This is a genomic window from Herbaspirillum sp. RTI4, assembly GCF_034313965.1.
Classification (GTDB): domain Bacteria; phylum Pseudomonadota; class Gammaproteobacteria; order Burkholderiales; family Burkholderiaceae_D; genus Herbaspirillum.
This window is the reverse complement of the sequence record NZ_JAVIWQ010000002.1, coordinates 854,781-872,607: the sequence shown is the minus strand read 5'-3', so window position 1 is coordinate 872,607 and position 17,827 is coordinate 854,781. Positions and strand designations below refer to the sequence as shown.

The window sequence follows — 17,827 nt, the reverse complement described above, 5'->3', positions numbered from 1 at the left end:
AGGCCCGCCGGGATGCAATCAGTTAAAATGACTGCCAATCCAGCGCCTCCGCGCTTGCCGCACAGCGGCCACCACTCTCTTTGAAGCCCCCACAACCATGCTCGACAATCTGACCAACCGGCTTGCCAAAGTCGTTAAAACCCTGCGCGGCGAAGCGCGTCTGACCGAAACCAATACCGCCGACATGCTGCGCGAAGTGCGCTTGGCCTTGCTTGAGGCCGACGTTGCGCTGCCTGCGGTACGCGAATTCATCGCCAAGGTCAAAGAAGCGGCGATCGGTGAAGACGTCATCGGCTCGCTGACCCCTGGTCAAGCACTAGTTGGCGTCGTCCAACGCGAACTGGCCAGCCTGATGGGAGCCGATCTCGGCCCCGATGCCTCGCAGCTCAGTTTTGCCACGCAACCGCCGGCAATCATTTTGATGGCCGGTTTGCAAGGCGCGGGTAAAACCACGACCGTCGGTAAGCTGGCCAAATATTTGCGCGAAAACAAGAAAAAGAAAGTCCTGACTGTTTCTGCCGACGTCTACCGTCCGGCCGCTATTGCGCAACTGCAAGCGGTCACGGCACAAGCCGGCGCGGATTTTTTTCCGACCGAAGCAAGCGATGATCCTGTCGCCATCGCCCTTGCCGCTCTGGATTTCGCCAAGCGCCATTATCACGATGTCCTGATCATTGATACCGCCGGTCGTCTCGGTATCGATGAAGCGATGATGCTGGAAATCAGCGCCATGCACGCCGCCGTCAAGCCGATTGAAACCCTGTTCGTGGTCGATGCCATGCTGGGTCAGGATGCTATTAATACGGCCAAGGCCTTCAGCGATGCACTGCCGCTGACCGGTATTATCCTGACCAAACTCGATGGCGATTCGCGCGGCGGGGCGGCATTGTCGGTGCGACACATTACCGGCAAGCCGATCAAGTTTGCCGGCGTTTCCGAAAAACTCGACGGCCTTGAAGCCTTCGACCCTAGCCGCATGGCCAACCGTATTCTCGGTATGGGCGACATTCTGGCGCTGGTCGAAGAAGCCAAAAAGGGAATGGACGTTGCCGCCGCGCAGGATTTGGCGCAGAAGATTAAAGGCGGCGGTAAGTTTGACCTGAACGATTTCAAGGCCCAGCTCGGTCAGATGAAAAAAATGGGCGGCATGGCCGGCCTTCTCGACAAGCTGCCGGCGCAAATGCAGCAAGCTGCCAGCGGCGCCAATATGGGCCAGGCGGACAAGCAAGTGCGCCGCATGGAAGGGATGATCAATTCGATGACCCTGAAAGAACGCGCCAAACCCGAGCTGATCAAGGCCACGCGCAAACGCCGCATTGCCGCCGGTGCCGGTGTGCAAGTACAAGACGTCAACCGCATGCTGGCGCAATTCGATCAAATGCAAACCATGATGAAAAAAATGCAGAGCGGCGGCATGATGAAAATGATGCGCGGCATGAAAGGCATGCTGCCGGGAATGCGCTAAGCGGCGCGTACAAGATCGTCGGCGGAGAATAAAGACTGACAACTTGCGTTGCCTCATAGACAAAATCAGTCTGAAACGCGTAAAAAACACTTGCATCAAGGGGGAAACCCCACCACTATTAGCGGTGCGTAATTGACGCATTTAACCAACGTCCCTGTTTAGGAGGCTCACAGATGGTCACAGCAAAAAAACCAGCCGCAGCTAAAGCTGCAGCAAAGCCAGCAGCAGTCAAGAAACCAGCCGCAGCAAAACCGGCAGCGCGTACACCTAACGCTGCTTTCATGAAGCCATTGACACCATCCGCAGCATTGGCTGAAGTGGTCGGCGCAGCACCGTTGCCACGCACAGAAGTCACCAAGAAAGTGTGGGAATACATCAAGAAACACAATCTGCAAAACCCAGAAAACAAGCGCAATATCGATGCAGATGCAAAGTTGTTAGCTATTTTTGACGGCAAGAAACAAGTTTCCATGTTTGAAATGACTAAACTGATTTCCGGTCATTTGAAATAAGCCATTCGCAGTAGCAGGGTTTTGCAACTCTTCTTGCAAAACAAAAACGCCCGCATCGCGCGGGCGTTTTTGTTTTTGCGCTTATGTTTGTATTGGTGATTATCGCCGTCGGGATTTTCGCGCGCCAGTTAAAACGCAGCGCACGCCAATCCCGATATCGTCATCAGCGCGCCAGCTTCTCCAGAACGAAAGCGGTCGCTTGCTCAAGAGGAACCGGTGTCGCCGCCGTATCGCGCCGTCCCTGATATTCGAGCTGTCCCTCCTTAAGGCCACGGTCACCGATCACAATACGGTGCGGTACACCAATCAGCTCCCAATCGGCAAACATGGCGCCGGGTCGCTCATTGCGATCATCGAGGACAACATCCACTCCCGCAGCCGCTAACTTGTCATACAGCGCATCGGCTTGCAGTTTGACGTCGGCGCTACGGTCATAGCCCATCGGGCACAGCACTACTTCGAACGGGGCCAGCGCCAAAGGCCAGACGATCCCTTTTTCGTCGAAATTCTGCTCAATCGCTGCACCCAGAATCCGGGTAATGCCGATGCCGTAACATCCCATCTGCAATGGCTGCGGCTTGCCATTTTCATCGAGGTAAGTAGCTTTCATCGCGACCGAGTAAGCCGTGCCCAGTTGAAAGACATGCCCTATTTCGATGCCGCGCTGAATCGCCAGCACGCCCTTGCCATCCGGCGAGGCGTCGCCTTCGACCACATCGCGCAAATCGGCGACTTCCGGTTCTGGCAAATCGCGGCCCCAGTTAACGCCGGTGTAATGGAAATCTTCTGCATTCGCGCCGCAGATGAAATCGCTCATGTTGGCGACGGTGCGATCGGCCACAACCCGTACTGGCTTGAGGGTTGCCACCGGCCCCAGGTAGCCGGGCGGCGTGCCGAAATACTCGACAATTTCGTCTTCGCTGGCAAACCGGTATCCGGCAATGCCGGCGATTTTGCTGACTTTGACTTCGTTCATGTGATGATCGCCGCGCAACAACAGCAGGAAAATTTGCTTGGCGGCATCGGCGGTCCCCGATTTTGCATCGGGATTGGCATCGACCGCCAGCACGATGGATTTAATGGTGCGATCCAGCGGCACGTTGAGCATTTCCGCGACGGCCTCGCATTTCGATTTACCGGGCGTGGCCAATTTCACCATTGCTTCACTGGCTGCCGGGCGTGTGGCACTGATCGCCAATGCTTCTGCCGCTTCCATATTGGCCGCGTAGTCGGAGGTAGGGCAATATACCAATGCGTCTTCGCCGGTGGCCGCAATCACATGGAATTCGTGGGAGCCGGAACCGCCAATGGCACCGTTATCGGCCGCCACTGCACGGAATTGCAAACCGAAGCGGGTGAAGATGCGCGTATAGGTGTCGTACATGATTTGATACGAGCGCTGGAGGCCCTCTGCGTCGCGATCGAACGAGTACGCGTCCTTCATCGTGAATTCACGTCCGCGCATGAGACCGAAACGCGGCCGTCGCTCGTCGCGGAATTTGGTTTGGATGTGATAAAAATTGACGGGGAGTTGCTTGTAGCTGCGCAATTCGCTGCGCGCCATGTCAGTCACGACTTCTTCCGACGTCGGCTGGATGGCGAATTCCCGGCCATGCCGGTCCTTCACACGCATCAGTTCGGCGCCCATTTTGTCCCAGCGGCCGGTTTCCTGCCAGAGTTCGGCCGGCTGCACCAGCGGCATGAGTAATTCAACCGCCCCGGCGCGATTCATTTCCTCGCGGACAATGGCTTCGACCTTGCGGATAACGCGCAAACCCATGGGCATGTAAGTGTAAATGCCGGAACCCAGACGTTTGATCATGCCGGCGCGCATCATCAGTTTGTGACTGACGATTTCAGCATCGGCAGGAGCTTCTTTTTGGGTGGAAATAAAAAATCGGGAGGCGCGCATGACGATCGGTTCTTTTTAAAAGAGGGGGGGTTATAATCAGTGCAATTTTAAAGGATTAGTTGGCCGATGCGCCCACTCTTTGCACAATCGATTCATGTTTCGCCCGTCTGTCCGCCAAACACCCGCACTAATGGAGTGTGACGCGCGCAGCCAATGACAGAGCCGCACACGACTGATTGCGCAATTGAGTACGTTTGGCCGCAGAAAGTATCGAGGTTAGTCATGCTGGATCGAGAAGGCTTTCGCCCGAACGTCGGCATCATTCTGCTGAACGCGCAAAATGAGGTGTGGTGGGGCAAGCGGGTGCGCGAGCATTCCTGGCAGTTTCCTCAGGGTGGGATCAAATACGGCGAAACTCCGGAGCAAGCGATGTTTCGCGAACTCGAAGAGGAAATCGGCCTGAGGGCCGAACACGTGAAAATAATCGGTCGTACCCGCGACTGGTTGCGCTACGAGGTTCCCGACCATTTCATCAAGCGCGAAGTGCGCGGCCATTATCGCGGTCAGAAACAAATCTGGTTTCTGCTGCGCATGGTCGGCCGCGACTGCGATGTCAATCTGCGTCTGACGGCCCATCCTGAGTTTGATGCCTGGCGCTGGCACGATTACTGGGTGCCGCTCGATGTCGTCATTGAATTCAAGCGCGACGTCTACCAGCAAGCATTGCAAGAACTGTCACGATTCATGACGCGTCCCGCCGGCGCATTACGTCCCGAGTCGCCCTGCGCGACTAGCGACGCAGCGAAAACATGCGAACCTGCGACGCCTGTCGCGCCCCCCTCACTCCCCGACAATTGACTATGCCTCCATTGAAATCTGACGCCAGCCATTCTGCACGCGCACTGCCCTGCTCCTTGCCGCAAGTACTCCGCATGATCCTGGCAACAGGATTGTTATGCAGCTCCGGCGCGTTCGCCGCGGGTTCTTTGACAGGACTACCCGGCAATTTGGATGAAGATTTCGACGATTCAAGCAAGTCATGGCAAGAAATCAGTCTGCAATTGCCACCTGCTCCGCAAGAGTCTGATCTGGCTTCTTTTTATGTCGACCCCAGAGCAACGGGACAATCGGCGGTCGATGCCAAATCGATCAGCATCGGCACCGATGGCGTGATCCGCTATACGATGGTCGTCAAAACCCAGGGCGGCGCTGTCAATGTCAGCTACAACGGGATTCGTTGCGCAACGTACGAAAGCAAATCCTACGCATTCGGACGCAGTGATGGAGCCTGGTCGCGTGCGCGTCAGGACAAATGGAAAGTCATCTCCAATGCCGGCGCCAATCGTCAGGATGCCGTGCTATTCAAAGAATATTTTTGCGACGGCACAACCATTGCCGGCGACCTGGAAACGATTGTTCTGCGCTTTCGCAATCATCAACCGATGAACTCCAGCGGCAACGCCAAGGGTCGTTGAATCGGGATAAATAGCTTCTGGGGAGGCGGGACGGGAGGGGCAGTCTCAGAAATGAGAACACGCCTGTTTGTGTAGAGCAAGATTGATACCCTCCGCTTACCCCACGCGGTCGCTTATTCAGCGCCGCCCTGTAACAACACCATATTGTCACGATGTATCAATTCGACTTCCTCAACAAAACCGAGGATGGACAGGATATCTGCCGAAGAATGACGCATGATGCGGCGCGCGTCGCCACTGGCGTAATTGCTGATACCCCGCGCAACGGCTCTGCCAGCCGCATCGACACAAGTAATCACGTCGCCACGTCCGAACTGTCCTATCACTTCCGTCACGCCAATCGGCAACAGCGACTTTCCTTCTGCACTCAGTTTTTGCACTGCCCCCGCGTCCAGCATGACGCTGCCGGCAGTTTGCAAGTGGTCGGCCATCCATTGCTTGCGGGCCGTCAATTGCGGGGTCTGGGCAATCAGATGGGTACCGATGGCCTCTCCGTTTGCCAGTCGTGTCAGCACTTGTTCTTCCCGGCCCCAGGCAATCACCGTATGCGCACCCGAGGCGGCAGCGCGCTTGGCCGCCAGAATTTTGGTCAGCATGCCGCCGCGTCCAAGGCTGGAGCCGGCACCGCCCGCCATCGCTTCCAGCGCCACATCACCAGCGACAGCTTCATCCACAAATCGGGCCGCGGGGTCCTTGCGCGGGTCCGCCGTAAACAAGCCGCGTTGATCGGTCAGAATGACCAGGACGTCCGCCTCGATCAGATTGGCCACCAACGCACCGAGGGTATCGTTGTCGCCGAATTTGATTTCATCGGTGACCACCGTATCGTTTTCGTTGATGATCGGTACCACGCCAAAGCGCAGCAGAGTAAACAAGGTTGAACGTGCGTTCAGATAGCGCTCTCGGTCGGCCAGATCCGCGTGCGTCAGCAAGACTTGCGCCGTATGCAGCTGATGGCTGCGGAAGCTGGTTTCGTAAATTTGCGCCAAGCCCATCTGGCCGACGGCGGCGCAGGCCTGCAACTCATGCACACCGGTCGGCCGCCTTTCAAAACCGAGACGCTGCATGCCCTCGGCGATCGCACCGGAACTGACCAGTACGACTTCCTTGCCGAGTCCGCGCAACTGAGCGATCTGTTGCGCCCAATTGGCAATCGCCGCGCTATCGAGTCCCTTGCCATCGTTGGTCACCAACGAGGACCCGACTTTGACGATAATGCGTTTGGCGTTTTGAATGACGGATTGCATGGGTTTTATCCAGACTTCTAGATTGCTGGCGATACGTGCAGAGACGCTCAATGGTGGCCGACGGACATGTCCGCCAGCGAAATGGAACCTGCATCGTGGAAAGACCTCCTGACGAATGCCGCCGGGAGGTCTGTTTGCTTATTCCTCGATGATTTTGAAACGCGGATCGTCAGGATCGATAGAAGCAATACCACGCGCTTCTTCGGTCATCTGGGTTTCTTCAGCACGGTATTCCTGCTGCCGCTTTTCATCCAGATAAGCATAAATTTCAGTGATCAACTCTTCGCAGCCTTCACGCGTCAGCGCCGAAATTTCGAACACTTTGCCTTTCCAGCCGAAACGCTTCACGAAATCTTTGACGCGTGCGCGGCGCTCTGCGGCCGGCACCACATCCAGCTTGTTGAGTACCAGCCAGCGCGGTTTGTCGAACAGGGATTCGTCGTACTTTTTCAATTCCTGGACGATGGCCTTCGCTTCCTTGACGGGATCGACGGTATCTTCGAACGGCGCCAGATCGACAATGTGCAGCAGCAAGCCGGTACGTTGCAAATGCTTGAGGAACTGAATGCCCAGTCCCGCGCCATCGGCCGCGCCTTCGATCAGTCCCGGAATATCGGCAATGACGAAGCTTTTCTCATGGCTGACACGGACCACGCCCAGATTCGGATGCAGCGTCGTAAACGGATAATCGGCAATTTTCGGCCGCGCGTTCGAGACGGCGGTGATGAAAGTCGATTTGCCGGCGTTCGGCTGTCCGAGCAAGCCGACATCGGCCAGCACTTTGAGCTCCAGACGCAAATCGCGTCGTTCGCCTTCCTTGCCTTCGCTTTTCTGACGCGGGGCGCGGTTGGTCGATGTCTTGAAATGGATATTGCCCCAGCCGCCTTCGCCGCCCTTGGCCAGCAAGACAACTTGTTCGTGTTCGGTCAGATCGGCAATCGGTTCGCCGTTGAGAATATCGACAATCAGCGTGCCTACCGGCATGCGCAGGAAAATATCGTCCGCGCCCTTGCCGTAGCAGTCGGCACCGCGACCATTTTCGCCGTTACGCGCCTTGTGCAGCCGCGCAAAACGGTAGTCAATCAGTGTGTTGACGTTGCGGTCGGCAACCGCCCAGATACTGCCACCCTTGCCGCCGTCGCCGCCGTCAGGCCCGCCGAACGGACGGAATTTTTCGCGGCAAAAACTTGCCACGCCATTACCACCGTCGCCGGCGATGAGTTCGATTTTTGCTTCGTCGATAAACTTCATGCTTGTTTGCCGCGGCAAAAGAGCGCGGCCCTGTTTGTTTACTGCCTGTTGCAAGTCGCCGGCATGGACGCATCCTGGCGCCGGCCTGCGCCAGAGGGATGCTGGCGACGCTTTTATTACCCTCAGAAAACCAAAAGGCCCCACCGGAGGCAGAGCCTTTTTATGAAAGGCTGATGCCTTTCATCGTGCTGAGCCGTGTTATCAGGCTGCAACCACCGTCACGAACTGACGTTGCTTGAGACCCTTGACAACAAACTGCACCTTGCCTGGTGTCAGTGCGAACAGGGTGTGATCCTTGCCCATACCGACGTTTTCGCCTGGATGCACTTTAGTGCCCCGTTGACGGATGATGATGCCGCCGGCATTGATTGCCTGGCCACCATAGACCTTGACGCCGAGTCGTTTTGACTCTGAGTCACGGCCGTTGCGCGTAGTGCCGCCGCCTTTTTTATGTGCCACTTAGAACTCCTTGGTATCTGTTTTGCTGACCAGAACGCTATATCGGAAACCGATTAGGCGTTGATCGAGACGATTTGCAATTCGGTATAGTTTTGACGATGGCCTTGACGCTTCTGATAATGCTTACGACGACGCATTTTGAAGATCTTGACTTTATCGTGGCGACCTTGCGCTACAACTGTAGCTAGCACCGTTGCACCCTCGACCAACGGCGCACCGAATTTCACGGTTTCACCAGCGCCCACAGCGAGCACCTGATCCAAAGTGATTTCGGAGCCTATGTCTGCCGGTATCTGTTCTACTTTAAGTTTTTCACCAGCGACAACTTTATACTGTTTGCCACCGGTTTTTATGACCGCGTACATGGGGAACCTCATCGAATGAAAATTAAAGAACATTTTCTTCACCGAGACGTAACAAAACACTGCACTACGCCGCATCGGCAGGAGAACCAGCCATGCGAACTGCGTCTTTTGAATCGGGAAAACCTCTAATTATACATAGACTTAGCGCATCCGTCAAAAACTCTTGACAAGCAGCAAAAACAACACATTTTCTCAGGCGAATTAATGCTCCGTCGCCGGAGGAATAACGTCGCTCCGGCCCCCGCTGTTGCTGCTCATCGTATAATCACGCCACTTCATGCCTCTTAACAGGTTTCGCCTTGTCCGCAGCCATCCACGCCCCATCCCAGAATAACCTCGCCGACACCATCGCCGGCGACATGCAGGCAGTCAATGCCGTTATCCGCCGTCAGCTGCACTCTGAAGTGCCGCTGGTTAATCAGGTCGCCGAATATATCATCGGTGCCGGCGGCAAACGGATTCGTCCAATACTGGTACTCCTGATCGCCAATGCCCATGGCTATCGGGGCGAAGCGCACCACAGCCTGGCCGCCGTCATCGAATTCATCCACACCGCCACGCTGCTGCACGACGATGTCGTCGATGAATCCTCGCTACGCCGCGGCAAGCCCACCGCCAATGCCTTGTTCGGCAACGCAGCGTCGGTTCTGGTCGGAGACTTCCTTTACAGCAGAGCATTTCAGATGATGGTCAAGGTCGGCGACGCCCGCGTGATGCAGATCGTCGCCGACGCCACCAACGTCATCGCCGAAGGCGAAGTCCTGCAATTGCTGAACATGCACAACCCTGACGTGACCGAAGCCGATTACCTGCAAGTCATCCGCTCCAAAACCGCCAAATTATTTGAAGCCGCCGCCCAACTGGGCGCACTCATTGCCGGCGCAGACGAAGCCGCCATCGAAGCCGCCGGCGAATACGGCCGCTCGCTGGGCACCTCGTTCCAGCTGATCGACGATGTACTCGACTACTCCGGCAACGCCGCCGATATCGGCAAAAACGTCGGCGACGACTTGCGCGAAGGGAAAACCACCCTGCCGCTGATCTATTTGATGGAACACGGCAACGCAAAGCAACAAGCGCTGGTACGCTCCTGCATCGAAAATGGCGATCAGCAACATTTTGCAGAAATACTGGCGGCCATCACGGAGTCGGGCGCACTGGATTACGCCCGCAAAAACGCGGTCACGGCCGGACAACGTGCCAGCGCAGCCCTGGAAGCGATGCCTGAGAGCATCTATAAGCAAGCGCTGCTGGATCTGGCCACGTTTGCGGTCGACCGCAATCACTGACCCCCTCACCGCCCCTGCCCTGCAAGTCCGCCCCTATCAAAAGGGCGGACGCATATCCCCCGGCGAACCGCCATCCGATCTAAAAACGAAACAAATGCCTCGCCATACCAACAGGCCTTTCTCAAAACTATTCTTAGCCCCATCTATAGCAAATAGTTTAGAAAAAATATGGCTGTTTACTAATGTAAACACGGATGCTTTTTTTATTCTCCATGCTACTTTCCTCCTCCCCGTAAATCAAAGACGCCTGTCATAACGCACAACCAACCGTCACGGGCATCCCCTGCGGCGCGGCGCCACGTTATTTCAGATGCCTTTAGCTACCAAAGGATCGTATCGTGAGCCACCAAAAACTCATGCTTGCCAAAAACGTGGCGTGGGCCGCCGACATGATCCGGCGCGACGCCGATTTTTTCACGCGCATTTCCAAAATCCAGAATCCCGAAACACTCTGGATAGGGTGCGCCGACAGCCGCGTACCGGCTGAAAAAATCACGGTCTCGCTGCCCGGCGAATTATTCGTCCATCGCAATATCGCCAACCTCGTTTGTACCGACGACACCAACGCCGCCAGCGTCATTGAATATGCCGTGAAAGTACTCAAGGTGCGCCATATCGTCGTCTGCGGCCATTACGGCTGCGGCGGCGTACGCGCCGCGCTGATGCCGCTCGACCCCGACTTGCCGGCCGTCAACCGGCACCTCCAGCCATTACGGGAGCTGGCCGCACGGCACGCAACGACCCTGTTGTCCTGTGATTCCTTCGATGCCCGCGTCGACCGTTTTGCCGAAATCAACGTGCAGCACCAACTGACAGCACTGCGTCGCATGCCCGTCATCCGCACCGCAGAACAAGCATTGACACTGCACGGATGGATCTTCAGCCTGGAGGATGGACGACTGCAGGTATTGCCTCAGGATTCAGCGCCGACGCAGCCGATTGCCGCCATCAAATTCGCATGACGGCTCAAATATGGGCAATGGCACGCGGTGCCGACCTGTTGGCGGGCAGCATCGTGTTTCTGATCGCCATGCCGCTCTGTCTGGGCATCGCCGATGCCTCCGGCGTACGACCCGCAGCGGGAATGCTGTCCGGCATCATCGGCGGCGTCATTGTGGCGCTCCTGAGCGGTTCGCGCCTGACCGTCAGCGGACCTGCGGCCGGCTTGATTCTGATCATCGTGGAAGCCATTGCGCGGCTGGGCAGTTTCAATGCCTTCCTGAGTGCCGTGGTACTGGCCGGGATCATGCAAATCGGACTCGGCCTCCTGAAAGCCGGACAACTAGCTGCCTACGCGCCCTCCTCCGTCATTAAAGGCATGCTCACCGGCATAGGCTTGCTGTTGATGCTCAAACAAATTCCTCTGGCGCTCGGCTTCCCCGACGGCAACTGGATCAGCGCGGCCACCTCGCTCAATGGGCATCTACTGACTTCGCTGGGAGTGACGCTGTTAAGCCTGCTGCTGCTCTTTCTCTGGGAGAACGCCACTCTGCGCAGGTCGCCACTGGTGCGCACCACGCCAGCGGCATTACTGGTGGTCCTGACCGGCATCCTATCGACGTTGATACTGAGCAAATGGGCGCCGATGCTGGCCCTGCCATCCGAACACCGGGTCGAATTGCCGATACTCCATTCCTTCGCCGATCTGCGGAGCATCCTGGCGTTTCCCGATTTCACCCGTTTGGGGGACCCACAGGTCTGGCTCATCGCAATGAGTTTAGCGCTCGTCGCCAGTCTCAATTCCCTGCTCAGCATGGAGGCGGTAGAACAACTCGATCCGCATCCGCACCCGACAACGCCCAACCGCGAATTGCGCGCACAAGGTTGCGGCAATCTGCTGGCAGGGCTAATCGGTGGCTTACCTATCGGTGTCATGGTCGTCCACAGCTCCACCAATCTGAATACGGGCGCGCGCAGCAAAATGGCAGCGGTCGTGTATGGACTATTGCTGTTGATCAGCATGTTTACGCTGGATCACTTACTGAATCTGATTCCTCTGGCCAGTCTGGCCGCCATCCTGTTTCATACCGGCTACAAACTGGCCAAGCCCTCGCGCCTCCTGTCAATTGCCAGGCAAGGCATCCATTCCTGGGGGCCGTTTCTGGCGACCGCCGGCGGCGTCATCGCGCTGGATGTATTGAGTGGCGCGGCGCTGGGGTTTGTCTTTTGCCTCACGCTCACTATCGCCGCCAATTTGCGTCATACGTTTTTATTTTCCCATTACGACAATCAATATTTCCTCCTCTTTCGCAAGGACGTCTCTTTTCTGGGCAAAATCACACTACAGAAGCATTTAGACGCCATCCCCCCCGGTGCCACGCTCACCATCGACGCCGACCACGTCGATTTCATCGATCCCGACGTCTTAGCCGTACTGCAACGCTTTGATTACCATGCCGCGCAGTGCGCCATTACCGTCCACTTTCACGGCCTGCGCGCCGCATGGCAAGCCCTCCCCTCACCGGCTCCGGTGGTGAATCCACCGTAGGCTAGAACGTGTATTGATTTATAATACAAATCTTGCTTTATCTGAATCGCCGGTAATAAACAGCCGGCGCAACTCTTCCCCCTAACATGCTCTCCATTTTCGAACGGTGACCCTTTGGATACCGTACCCCTTTGGGTGCAAATTCTTGCACTTTTCGTACTGATTTTCTGTTCTGCATTTTTCGCCATGGCCGAAACGGCGCTGATGGCGGCCAACCGTCACCGGCTGCGCCACATGGCCAAGCGCGGCAACAAGCGCGCCACGACCACCCTGTGGCTGCTGGAACGCACCGACAAACTGCTCTCCCTGGTTCTCATCGCCAACACCCTGATTAATGCGCTGGCCACCGCGCTGGTCACCGCCATTGCCATCTCCACCTTTGGCAACCATGAAAAAGTCATCACGGGCGCTACCGCCGGCGTAGCCTTCCTGCTCATCGTGTTTGCCGAAATCGGGCCCAAAATCATCGGCGCCACCTACCCGGAACGCATCGCACTGCCGACCAGCTTCATCCTCAGACCGCTGATGACGATCGCCAAACCGCTGATCTGGTTCGTCAATCTGTTCGTTTCCACGTTCCTGGCCATTCTGCGCATTAAAACCGGGATTCATGCGCACACCACCCGGCTATCGCCGGAAGAATTGCGCTCCATCGTGCTAGAAGGCGGCAACTTCATTCCGCAAAAACACAAAAGCATTTTGCTCAACCTGTTCGATCTGGAAAAAATCTCGGTCGAAGATGTGATGACCCCGCGCTCGCAAGTAGAAGCACTCAACCTCGCCGCCTCGGTAGACGATATCCGCCATCATCTGGCAACCTGCTACCACAACAAACTCCCGGTCTACGAAGGCGAAATCAATCAGATCATCGGCATCCTCCATGTGCGAAAAGTGGTCGCGCTGCTGACGCAGGAAGAAGAAATCAGCATTGAAGATTTTCGCGCTTTGCTGACGCCGCCCTACTTTATTCCGCAAGACACCGACGTCTTCACCCAGCTCCAGTATTTTCAGGAAAATCATGAGCGGCTCGGCATCATCGTCGATGAATACGGCGAAGTGCAGGGGCTGGTCACCCTCGAAGACATCATCGAAGAAATGATCGGTGAATTCACCACCTCGATGCCGGGCGCTTCCCGCGCCGACGCCTTTGCCTGGGACGAGGACGGGGTCTGCCTGCTCGATGGCACGACCACCCTGCGCGACATCAACAAACGACTATCGCTGCAACTGCCGTTGGACGGCCCCAAAACCCTCAACGGACTGCTGCTGGAATGGCTGCGCGACATCCCCGAAGCCAACGTCTGCGTCAAGCAGGATGGCTGCATCATCGAAATCGTGCAGGTACAAAATCAGGCCATCAAAGTGGCTAAACTGATCCGCCGCGGCCCCGCGGTTTCTGTGCGGGATGAATTGTCCTAGAAACTCCCGCTCTCTTTTCCGACGACTTTACATCGTGGATTTGACTCGGCATGATGGCCCACCATTTCCAATGGGAAATGGTTCAAAGAACCGCTGATTTAGCATGTCAGTGTGGCGAGCAGGCCAAGCTCAGGACAAGTAGTCCCGGCAAATGACTGCACTGCTCGCAACACAGTAGGCGTTCAGCGAGTCCTTGACCACTGCCTGCCAAGTCCCTTATCCGCCCCATGAATGCAAACGATCACGGCCTTCCCGCCGCCCTGTTGCAAGCCGGTCTGCTGTCGCCCGAAAAGGCCGACGCGCTATGCAGCGCAGCCACCGACAACACCCCTTTTATCGACCTGCTGCTGCAAGACGGCGCTCTTTCCGCGCGATCTCTCGCCCTGTTTTGCGCCCGACATTACGGCTATCCCTTCGAAGAGTTGAGCGCACCGGCACCCGAAACCAGGTCACTCCCTTTCAGCGATCACAAACTGCTGCAACGCCACCGCATCCTGCCTCTGCGCTTGCAGGGACGGCGCCTCACCGTCGCTATTTCCGACCCCTCCGCCACCGATGCGCTGGCGCAAATCCGGTTTCAGACCCAGTTGCTGGTCGACCCGGTCGTGGTCGAACATCCCAGGCTGTTGCAAATGATCGCCTCCCATGCGCAGGAAGCGCCCGACACGGCAACGTCCAGCGAACGCACCGCAGCTGCGCCCGCCAGCACCAGTCGCCCTGAAGACGACGCTCCGGTGGTTCGTTATCTGCATACTATTTTGGAAGAAGCCATCCGCTTGGGCGCGTCCGATCTGCATCTCGAACCGTTTGAACACCTGTGCCGCATCCGCGTCCGGGTCGATGGCGTCTTGCGCGATCTCGACCCGCCGCCGCTGGCATTGAAAGACAATCTGGCATCCCGCATCAAAGTGCTGGCGCGTCTGGACATCGCCGAAAAACGTGTGCCGCAGGATGGGCGCATGCGCCTGACCATGGAAGGAAAGGCCCCCGTCGATTTTCGCGTATCAACCCTGCCCACCCTGTTCGGTGAAAAAATCGTCTTGCGCCTGCTCAATACCGGCGCAGTCGATATCGCCATCGACACCCTCGGCTATGAACCGCAACAGCAACAACTGCTGCTTGCCGCGCTGCGCCAGCCGCACGGAATGATCGTCATGACCGGCCCCACCGGCTCCGGAAAAACGGTGTCGCTTTATGCCTGCCTGAATATTCTGAATCGCCCCGAAAGTAATATTTCCACCATCGAAGACCCGGTAGAAATTCACCTCAACGGCATCAATCAGGTCAACGTCAACGAGCGCGCCGGCCTGAGTTTTGCCGTCGCCCTGCGCGCTTTCCTGCGACAGGACCCCGACGTCATCATGATCGGCGAAATCCGCGATCTGGAAACCGCCGATATCGCCGTCAAAGCCGCCCAGACCGGTCATCTGGTGCTGTCAACGCTGCATACCAACGACGCCCCCTCCACCCTGACGCGCCTGCGCAACATGGGCATGGCGCCCTTCAATATCGCCTCGGCGGTCACGCTCATCACTGCGCAGCGGCTGGCGCGCCGTCTGTGTCAGTGCAAGCAGCCCGTCACCTTGCCCAAAGCACTCTTGCTGCAAGCCGGTTTCCCCCCCGCTGAATGCGATGACGCGTGGCAAGCCTACGCCGCCGCTGGCTGCAAGGTCTGCTCCGGTAGCGGCTATCGCGGCAGAGTCGGTATTTATCAGGTCATGCCCGTCAGCGCGGCCATGGAAAATCTGATTCTGGCCAGCGCCACCACGTCCCAGATCGCGGCCCAGGCGGCAAGCGAAGGCATCACCAGCTTGCGGCAAGCCGGCCTGCTCAAAATGCGCCAGGGTCTGACCAGTCTGGAAGAAGTCCTCGCCTGCACCCCGCCATGAACAGCTCATCCCCACCAAGCACGCCCCCGCGCGAAACGATTTATCAGTGGCATGGCCGGGATCGCCACGGCAAACCGGCGCGAGGAGAACTCAGTGCGCACAGCCTTGCCCTTGCCCACAGTGCTCTGCGCGAACGCGGGGTGCTGGTCGCGCAGCTGCGGCCAAAGCGTTTTAGCGGGCGCATCAAGCCCAAGGATATCTGCATGCTGACGCGACAACTGGCGACCATGATCAAGGCCGGTGTGCCGCTGCTACAGTCCTTCGGCATTGTCGCCAACAGTCACACCAATCCGGCAGTGGTGCGCCTGCTGGGGCAACTCGGTACGGCCATCGAAAGCGGCAGTAGTCTGCAGCAAGCCTTTGCCGCGCATCCTCAGTATTTCGACCCGCTGTTTTGCAATCTGGTCGGGGCCGGCGAACAGGCGGGGGTGCTCGATGAGCTGCTCGCCCGACTGGCGACTTATCAGGAAAAAACGCTCGCCCTGAAAGCCAAACTGCGCTCAGTACTGTTGTATCCGGCCGCTATCGTGGCCGTGGCGCTGATCGTCACGGCCGTCATCATGATTGTTGTCGTACCCGCGTTTGCCGCCGTCTTCAAGGGGTTTGGCGCCGAACTGCCGCTGATGACGCAGGCGGTCATTGCGCTTTCCAACTGGGTCGTCGCCTGGTGGCATTTGATGCTCGTGGTTCTGTGCGGAACCAGCTGGGGTCTGGTGCGCGGCTGGCGTCGCTCACCGACTTTGCGCGCCAGGAGCGACCGGCTTCTGCTCAAACTGCCGATTCTTGGCAACATCGTGCGCCAAGCCTGCGCAGCCCGCTGGGCGCATACGCTGGCCACCATGTTTGCTGCCGGCGTACCGCTGGCCGAAGCACTCGATGCGGTCGGCACTGCCGCCGGTAACGCCGTTTTTCGTGAGGCAAGCGAAGCCGTTCAGCGCGACATCATCGCCGGCAGCAGCCTGACGCTGGCAATGGCGCAAACGCAGGCCTTCCCGCCACTACTCACGCAAATGGCTGCCATCGGTGAAGAGTCCGGTTCGCTGGATCAGATGCTGGGCAAGGCCGCCGATATGTTTCAGTCGGAAGTCGATCTGGCCGTATCTGCCGCCGCCAGTCTGATGGAACCGATTATCATGGTGGTTCTGGGCATCCTCATCGGCGCATTGGTCATCGCCATGTACCTGCCCATTTTTACTTTGGGATCGGTAGTATGAGTGTCGCTATGTCGTACTACTTTCTCGCTGCGAACCACACGCTGACACAAGCTGCTAACCCGCTGACGACTTTGCTGGCCGCTATGTTGGGCCTGTTGGCCGGCAGCTTCCTGAATGTCGTGATCCACCGCTTGCCGCGCATGATGCAGCGCGCATGGGAAAACGATATCGCACAGGCCCTCGGCCAACCCTTGCCGCATACCCAGCGCTACAACCTGGTGCTGCCGCGCTCCGCTTGCCCTTCCTGCTCCCAAGCATTGCGCTGGCACAACAATGTGCCTCTGCTCAGTTTCCTGCGGCAACGCGGTCGCTGCCATCGCTGCGACGGGACGATCTCCGTGCGCTACCCGCTCATCGAACTGGCATGCGCGTTGTTATGGGCCGGTCTGATCTGGCACTTCGGGCTCACGCAACAGGGCCTTGCCGCACTCCTGTTCGCCACGCCGCTACTGGCGCTGGCCGCCATTGACCACGCCACCGGGCTCTTGCCCGACAGCCTGACCCTGCCGCTGCTGTGGCTGGGTCTGCTAGTCAATCTCAATGCTAGTTTCGCCCCGCTGCCGGATGCGGTTCTGGGTGCCGCCATCGGTTATACGACGCTGTGGGCGGTGTACTGGTTGTTCTGGCTGGCAACGGGCAAGGAAGGCATAGGCTATGGCGACTTCAAGCTGCTGGCGGCGCTGGGCGCATGGCTGGGCTGGAAGATGCTGCTGCCAGTGCTCTTGTTTTCTTCGGTCTCGGGTGCGATAGTGGGCGGCGTGTTGATGGCCACAGGACGGCAGGCAAAGGGAACGCCGCTGCCATTCGGCCCGTTTCTGGCGCTGGCAGGTTTGCTGGCTCTGCTCACAAGTCCACATCTGCTGTCCGCTTACACCGCGCTGTTCCCCTGACCCTGCGCATGC

The 17,827-nt window shown here is 57.6% G+C and carries 16 protein-coding genes; 11 read left to right on the top strand and 5 right to left on the bottom strand.

Features of this window, described 5'->3' with window-relative positions; translation table 11 throughout:
- Positions 1 to 97: 97 nt before the first annotated feature.
- Together ffh and RGU70_RS04145 are read left to right on the top strand one after the other, a co-directional pair.
- A complete protein-coding gene (gene ffh / locus RGU70_RS04150; protein WP_322208137.1) occupies positions 98 to 1,465 on the top strand; it encodes a signal recognition particle protein in 1,368 nt (455 codons plus the stop codon).
- A 173-nt stretch (positions 1,466 to 1,638) separates the two neighbouring features.
- The gene (locus tag RGU70_RS04145) at positions 1,639 to 1,977 is read left to right on the top strand and encodes an SWIB/MDM2 domain-containing protein (protein WP_322208136.1); all 339 of its coding nucleotides are present in this window, start codon (positions 1,639 to 1,641) and stop codon (positions 1,975 to 1,977) included.
- A 163-nt stretch (positions 1,978 to 2,140) separates the two neighbouring features.
- Here RGU70_RS04145 and RGU70_RS04140 read toward each other — a convergent pair whose 3' ends face one another.
- Complete coding sequence (locus RGU70_RS04140) at positions 2,141 to 3,889, bottom strand: proline--tRNA ligase (RefSeq protein WP_322208135.1); 1,749 nt, start codon at positions 3,887 to 3,889, stop codon at positions 2,141 to 2,143.
- A 222-nt stretch (positions 3,890 to 4,111) separates the two neighbouring features.
- Here RGU70_RS04140 and RGU70_RS04135 point away from each other — a divergent pair, with 222 nt between their 5' ends.
- Together RGU70_RS04135 and RGU70_RS04130 are read left to right on the top strand one after the other, a co-directional pair.
- On the top strand, positions 4,112 to 4,687 hold the full coding sequence (locus tag RGU70_RS04135) for an RNA pyrophosphohydrolase (protein ID WP_322208134.1): 576 nt from the start codon (positions 4,112 to 4,114) through the stop codon (positions 4,685 to 4,687).
- A gap of 2 nt (positions 4,688 to 4,689) precedes the next feature.
- On the top strand, positions 4,690 to 5,304 hold the full coding sequence (locus RGU70_RS04130) for a CNP1-like family protein (RefSeq protein ID WP_322208133.1): 615 nt from the start codon (positions 4,690 to 4,692) through the stop codon (positions 5,302 to 5,304).
- A gap of 113 nt (positions 5,305 to 5,417) precedes the next feature.
- On the opposite strand, the gene proB is transcribed toward RGU70_RS04130, so the two are convergent.
- The 4 genes from proB to rplU form a co-directional block, all read right to left on the bottom strand.
- Positions 5,418 to 6,551 carry a glutamate 5-kinase gene (gene proB / locus RGU70_RS04125; RefSeq protein ID WP_322208132.1) on the bottom strand — a complete coding sequence of 378 codons (1,134 nt, stop codon included), beginning with the start codon at positions 6,549 to 6,551 and terminating at the stop codon, positions 5,418 to 5,420.
- A 138-nt stretch (positions 6,552 to 6,689) separates the two neighbouring features.
- Entirely contained in the window at positions 6,690 to 7,802 is a 1,113-nt protein-coding gene (gene cgtA, locus RGU70_RS04120) for an Obg family GTPase CgtA (protein ID WP_322208131.1), read from the bottom strand.
- Positions 7,803 to 8,003: 201 nt separating this feature from the next.
- Positions 8,004 to 8,261 carry a 50S ribosomal protein L27 gene (gene rpmA / locus RGU70_RS04115; RefSeq protein WP_322208130.1) on the bottom strand — a complete coding sequence of 86 codons (258 nt, stop codon included), beginning with the start codon at positions 8,259 to 8,261 and terminating at the stop codon, positions 8,004 to 8,006.
- Between the two features lie 53 nt (positions 8,262 to 8,314).
- Positions 8,315 to 8,626: a 50S ribosomal protein L21 gene (gene rplU / locus RGU70_RS04110; protein WP_322208129.1), complete on the bottom strand. Its 312-nt coding sequence runs from the start codon at positions 8,624 to 8,626 to the stop codon at positions 8,315 to 8,317.
- A gap of 359 nt (positions 8,627 to 8,985) precedes the next feature.
- On the opposite strand from rplU, the gene ispB reads away from it, so the two are divergent.
- From ispB to RGU70_RS04075, 7 genes are all read left to right on the top strand, one after another.
- On the top strand, positions 8,986 to 9,915 hold the full coding sequence (gene ispB / locus RGU70_RS04105) for an octaprenyl diphosphate synthase (protein WP_416186547.1): 930 nt from the start codon (positions 8,986 to 8,988) through the stop codon (positions 9,913 to 9,915).
- A gap of 338 nt (positions 9,916 to 10,253) precedes the next feature.
- Positions 10,254 to 10,877 (top strand): carbonic anhydrase, encoded by a 624-nt coding sequence (locus RGU70_RS04100; RefSeq protein WP_322208127.1) that lies wholly within the window; start codon positions 10,254 to 10,256, stop codon positions 10,875 to 10,877.
- Complete coding sequence (locus RGU70_RS04095; RefSeq protein ID WP_322208126.1) at positions 10,874 to 12,403, top strand: SulP family inorganic anion transporter; 1,530 nt, start codon at positions 10,874 to 10,876, stop codon at positions 12,401 to 12,403. Before RGU70_RS04100 ends, RGU70_RS04095 begins: the two co-directional genes overlap by 4 nt.
- A 114-nt stretch (positions 12,404 to 12,517) precedes the next feature.
- Positions 12,518 to 13,822 carry an HlyC/CorC family transporter gene (locus tag RGU70_RS04090; RefSeq protein ID WP_322208125.1) on the top strand — a complete coding sequence of 435 codons (1,305 nt, stop codon included), beginning with the start codon at positions 12,518 to 12,520 and terminating at the stop codon, positions 13,820 to 13,822.
- A gap of 227 nt (positions 13,823 to 14,049) precedes the next feature.
- Complete coding sequence (gene pilB / locus RGU70_RS04085) at positions 14,050 to 15,711, top strand: type IV-A pilus assembly ATPase PilB (RefSeq protein WP_322208124.1); 1,662 nt, start codon at positions 14,050 to 14,052, stop codon at positions 15,709 to 15,711.
- Positions 15,708 to 16,925: a type II secretion system F family protein gene (locus tag RGU70_RS04080; protein ID WP_322208123.1), complete on the top strand. Its 1,218-nt coding sequence runs from the start codon at positions 15,708 to 15,710 to the stop codon at positions 16,923 to 16,925. Before pilB ends, RGU70_RS04080 begins: the two co-directional genes overlap by 4 nt.
- Positions 16,922 to 17,815 carry an A24 family peptidase gene (locus tag RGU70_RS04075; RefSeq protein ID WP_322208122.1) on the top strand — a complete coding sequence of 298 codons (894 nt, stop codon included), beginning with the start codon at positions 16,922 to 16,924 and terminating at the stop codon, positions 17,813 to 17,815. The genes RGU70_RS04080 and RGU70_RS04075 overlap by 4 nt, the downstream gene beginning before the upstream one ends.
- The last annotated feature ends 12 nt before the right edge of the window (positions 17,816 to 17,827 follow it).

What these genes read in the sequence shown, in the direction of transcription:
- cgtA (WP_322208131.1), bottom strand. Translation starts at nt 7,802, where the DNA reads ATGAAGTTTATCGACGAAGCAAAAATCGAACTCATCGCCGGCGACGGT.
- ffh (WP_322208137.1), top strand. Translation starts at nt 98, where the DNA reads ATGCTCGACAATCTGACCAACCGGCTTGCCAAAGTCGTTAAAACCCTG.
- RGU70_RS04130 (WP_322208133.1), top strand. Translation starts at nt 4,690, where the DNA reads ATGCCTCCATTGAAATCTGACGCCAGCCATTCTGCACGCGCACTGCCC.
- RGU70_RS04095 (WP_322208126.1), top strand. Translation starts at nt 10,874, where the DNA reads ATGACGGCTCAAATATGGGCAATGGCACGCGGTGCCGACCTGTTGGCG.
- RGU70_RS04080 (WP_322208123.1), top strand. Translation starts at nt 15,708, where the DNA reads ATGAACAGCTCATCCCCACCAAGCACGCCCCCGCGCGAAACGATTTAT.
- proB (WP_322208132.1), bottom strand. Translation starts at nt 6,551, where the DNA reads ATGCAATCCGTCATTCAAAACGCCAAACGCATTATCGTCAAAGTCGGG.
- ispB (WP_416186547.1), top strand. Translation starts at nt 8,986, where the DNA reads ATGCAGGCAGTCAATGCCGTTATCCGCCGTCAGCTGCACTCTGAAGTG.
- RGU70_RS04145 (WP_322208136.1), top strand. Translation starts at nt 1,639, where the DNA reads ATGGTCACAGCAAAAAAACCAGCCGCAGCTAAAGCTGCAGCAAAGCCA.
- rplU (WP_322208129.1), bottom strand. Translation starts at nt 8,626, where the DNA reads ATGTACGCGGTCATAAAAACCGGTGGCAAACAGTATAAAGTTGTCGCT.
- RGU70_RS04075 (WP_322208122.1), top strand. Translation starts at nt 16,922, where the DNA reads ATGAGTGTCGCTATGTCGTACTACTTTCTCGCTGCGAACCACACGCTG.
- RGU70_RS04140 (WP_322208135.1), bottom strand. Translation starts at nt 3,889, where the DNA reads ATGCGCGCCTCCCGATTTTTTATTTCCACCCAAAAAGAAGCTCCTGCC.
- RGU70_RS04135 (WP_322208134.1), top strand. Translation starts at nt 4,112, where the DNA reads ATGCTGGATCGAGAAGGCTTTCGCCCGAACGTCGGCATCATTCTGCTG.
- pilB (WP_322208124.1), top strand. Translation starts at nt 14,050, where the DNA reads ATGAATGCAAACGATCACGGCCTTCCCGCCGCCCTGTTGCAAGCCGGT.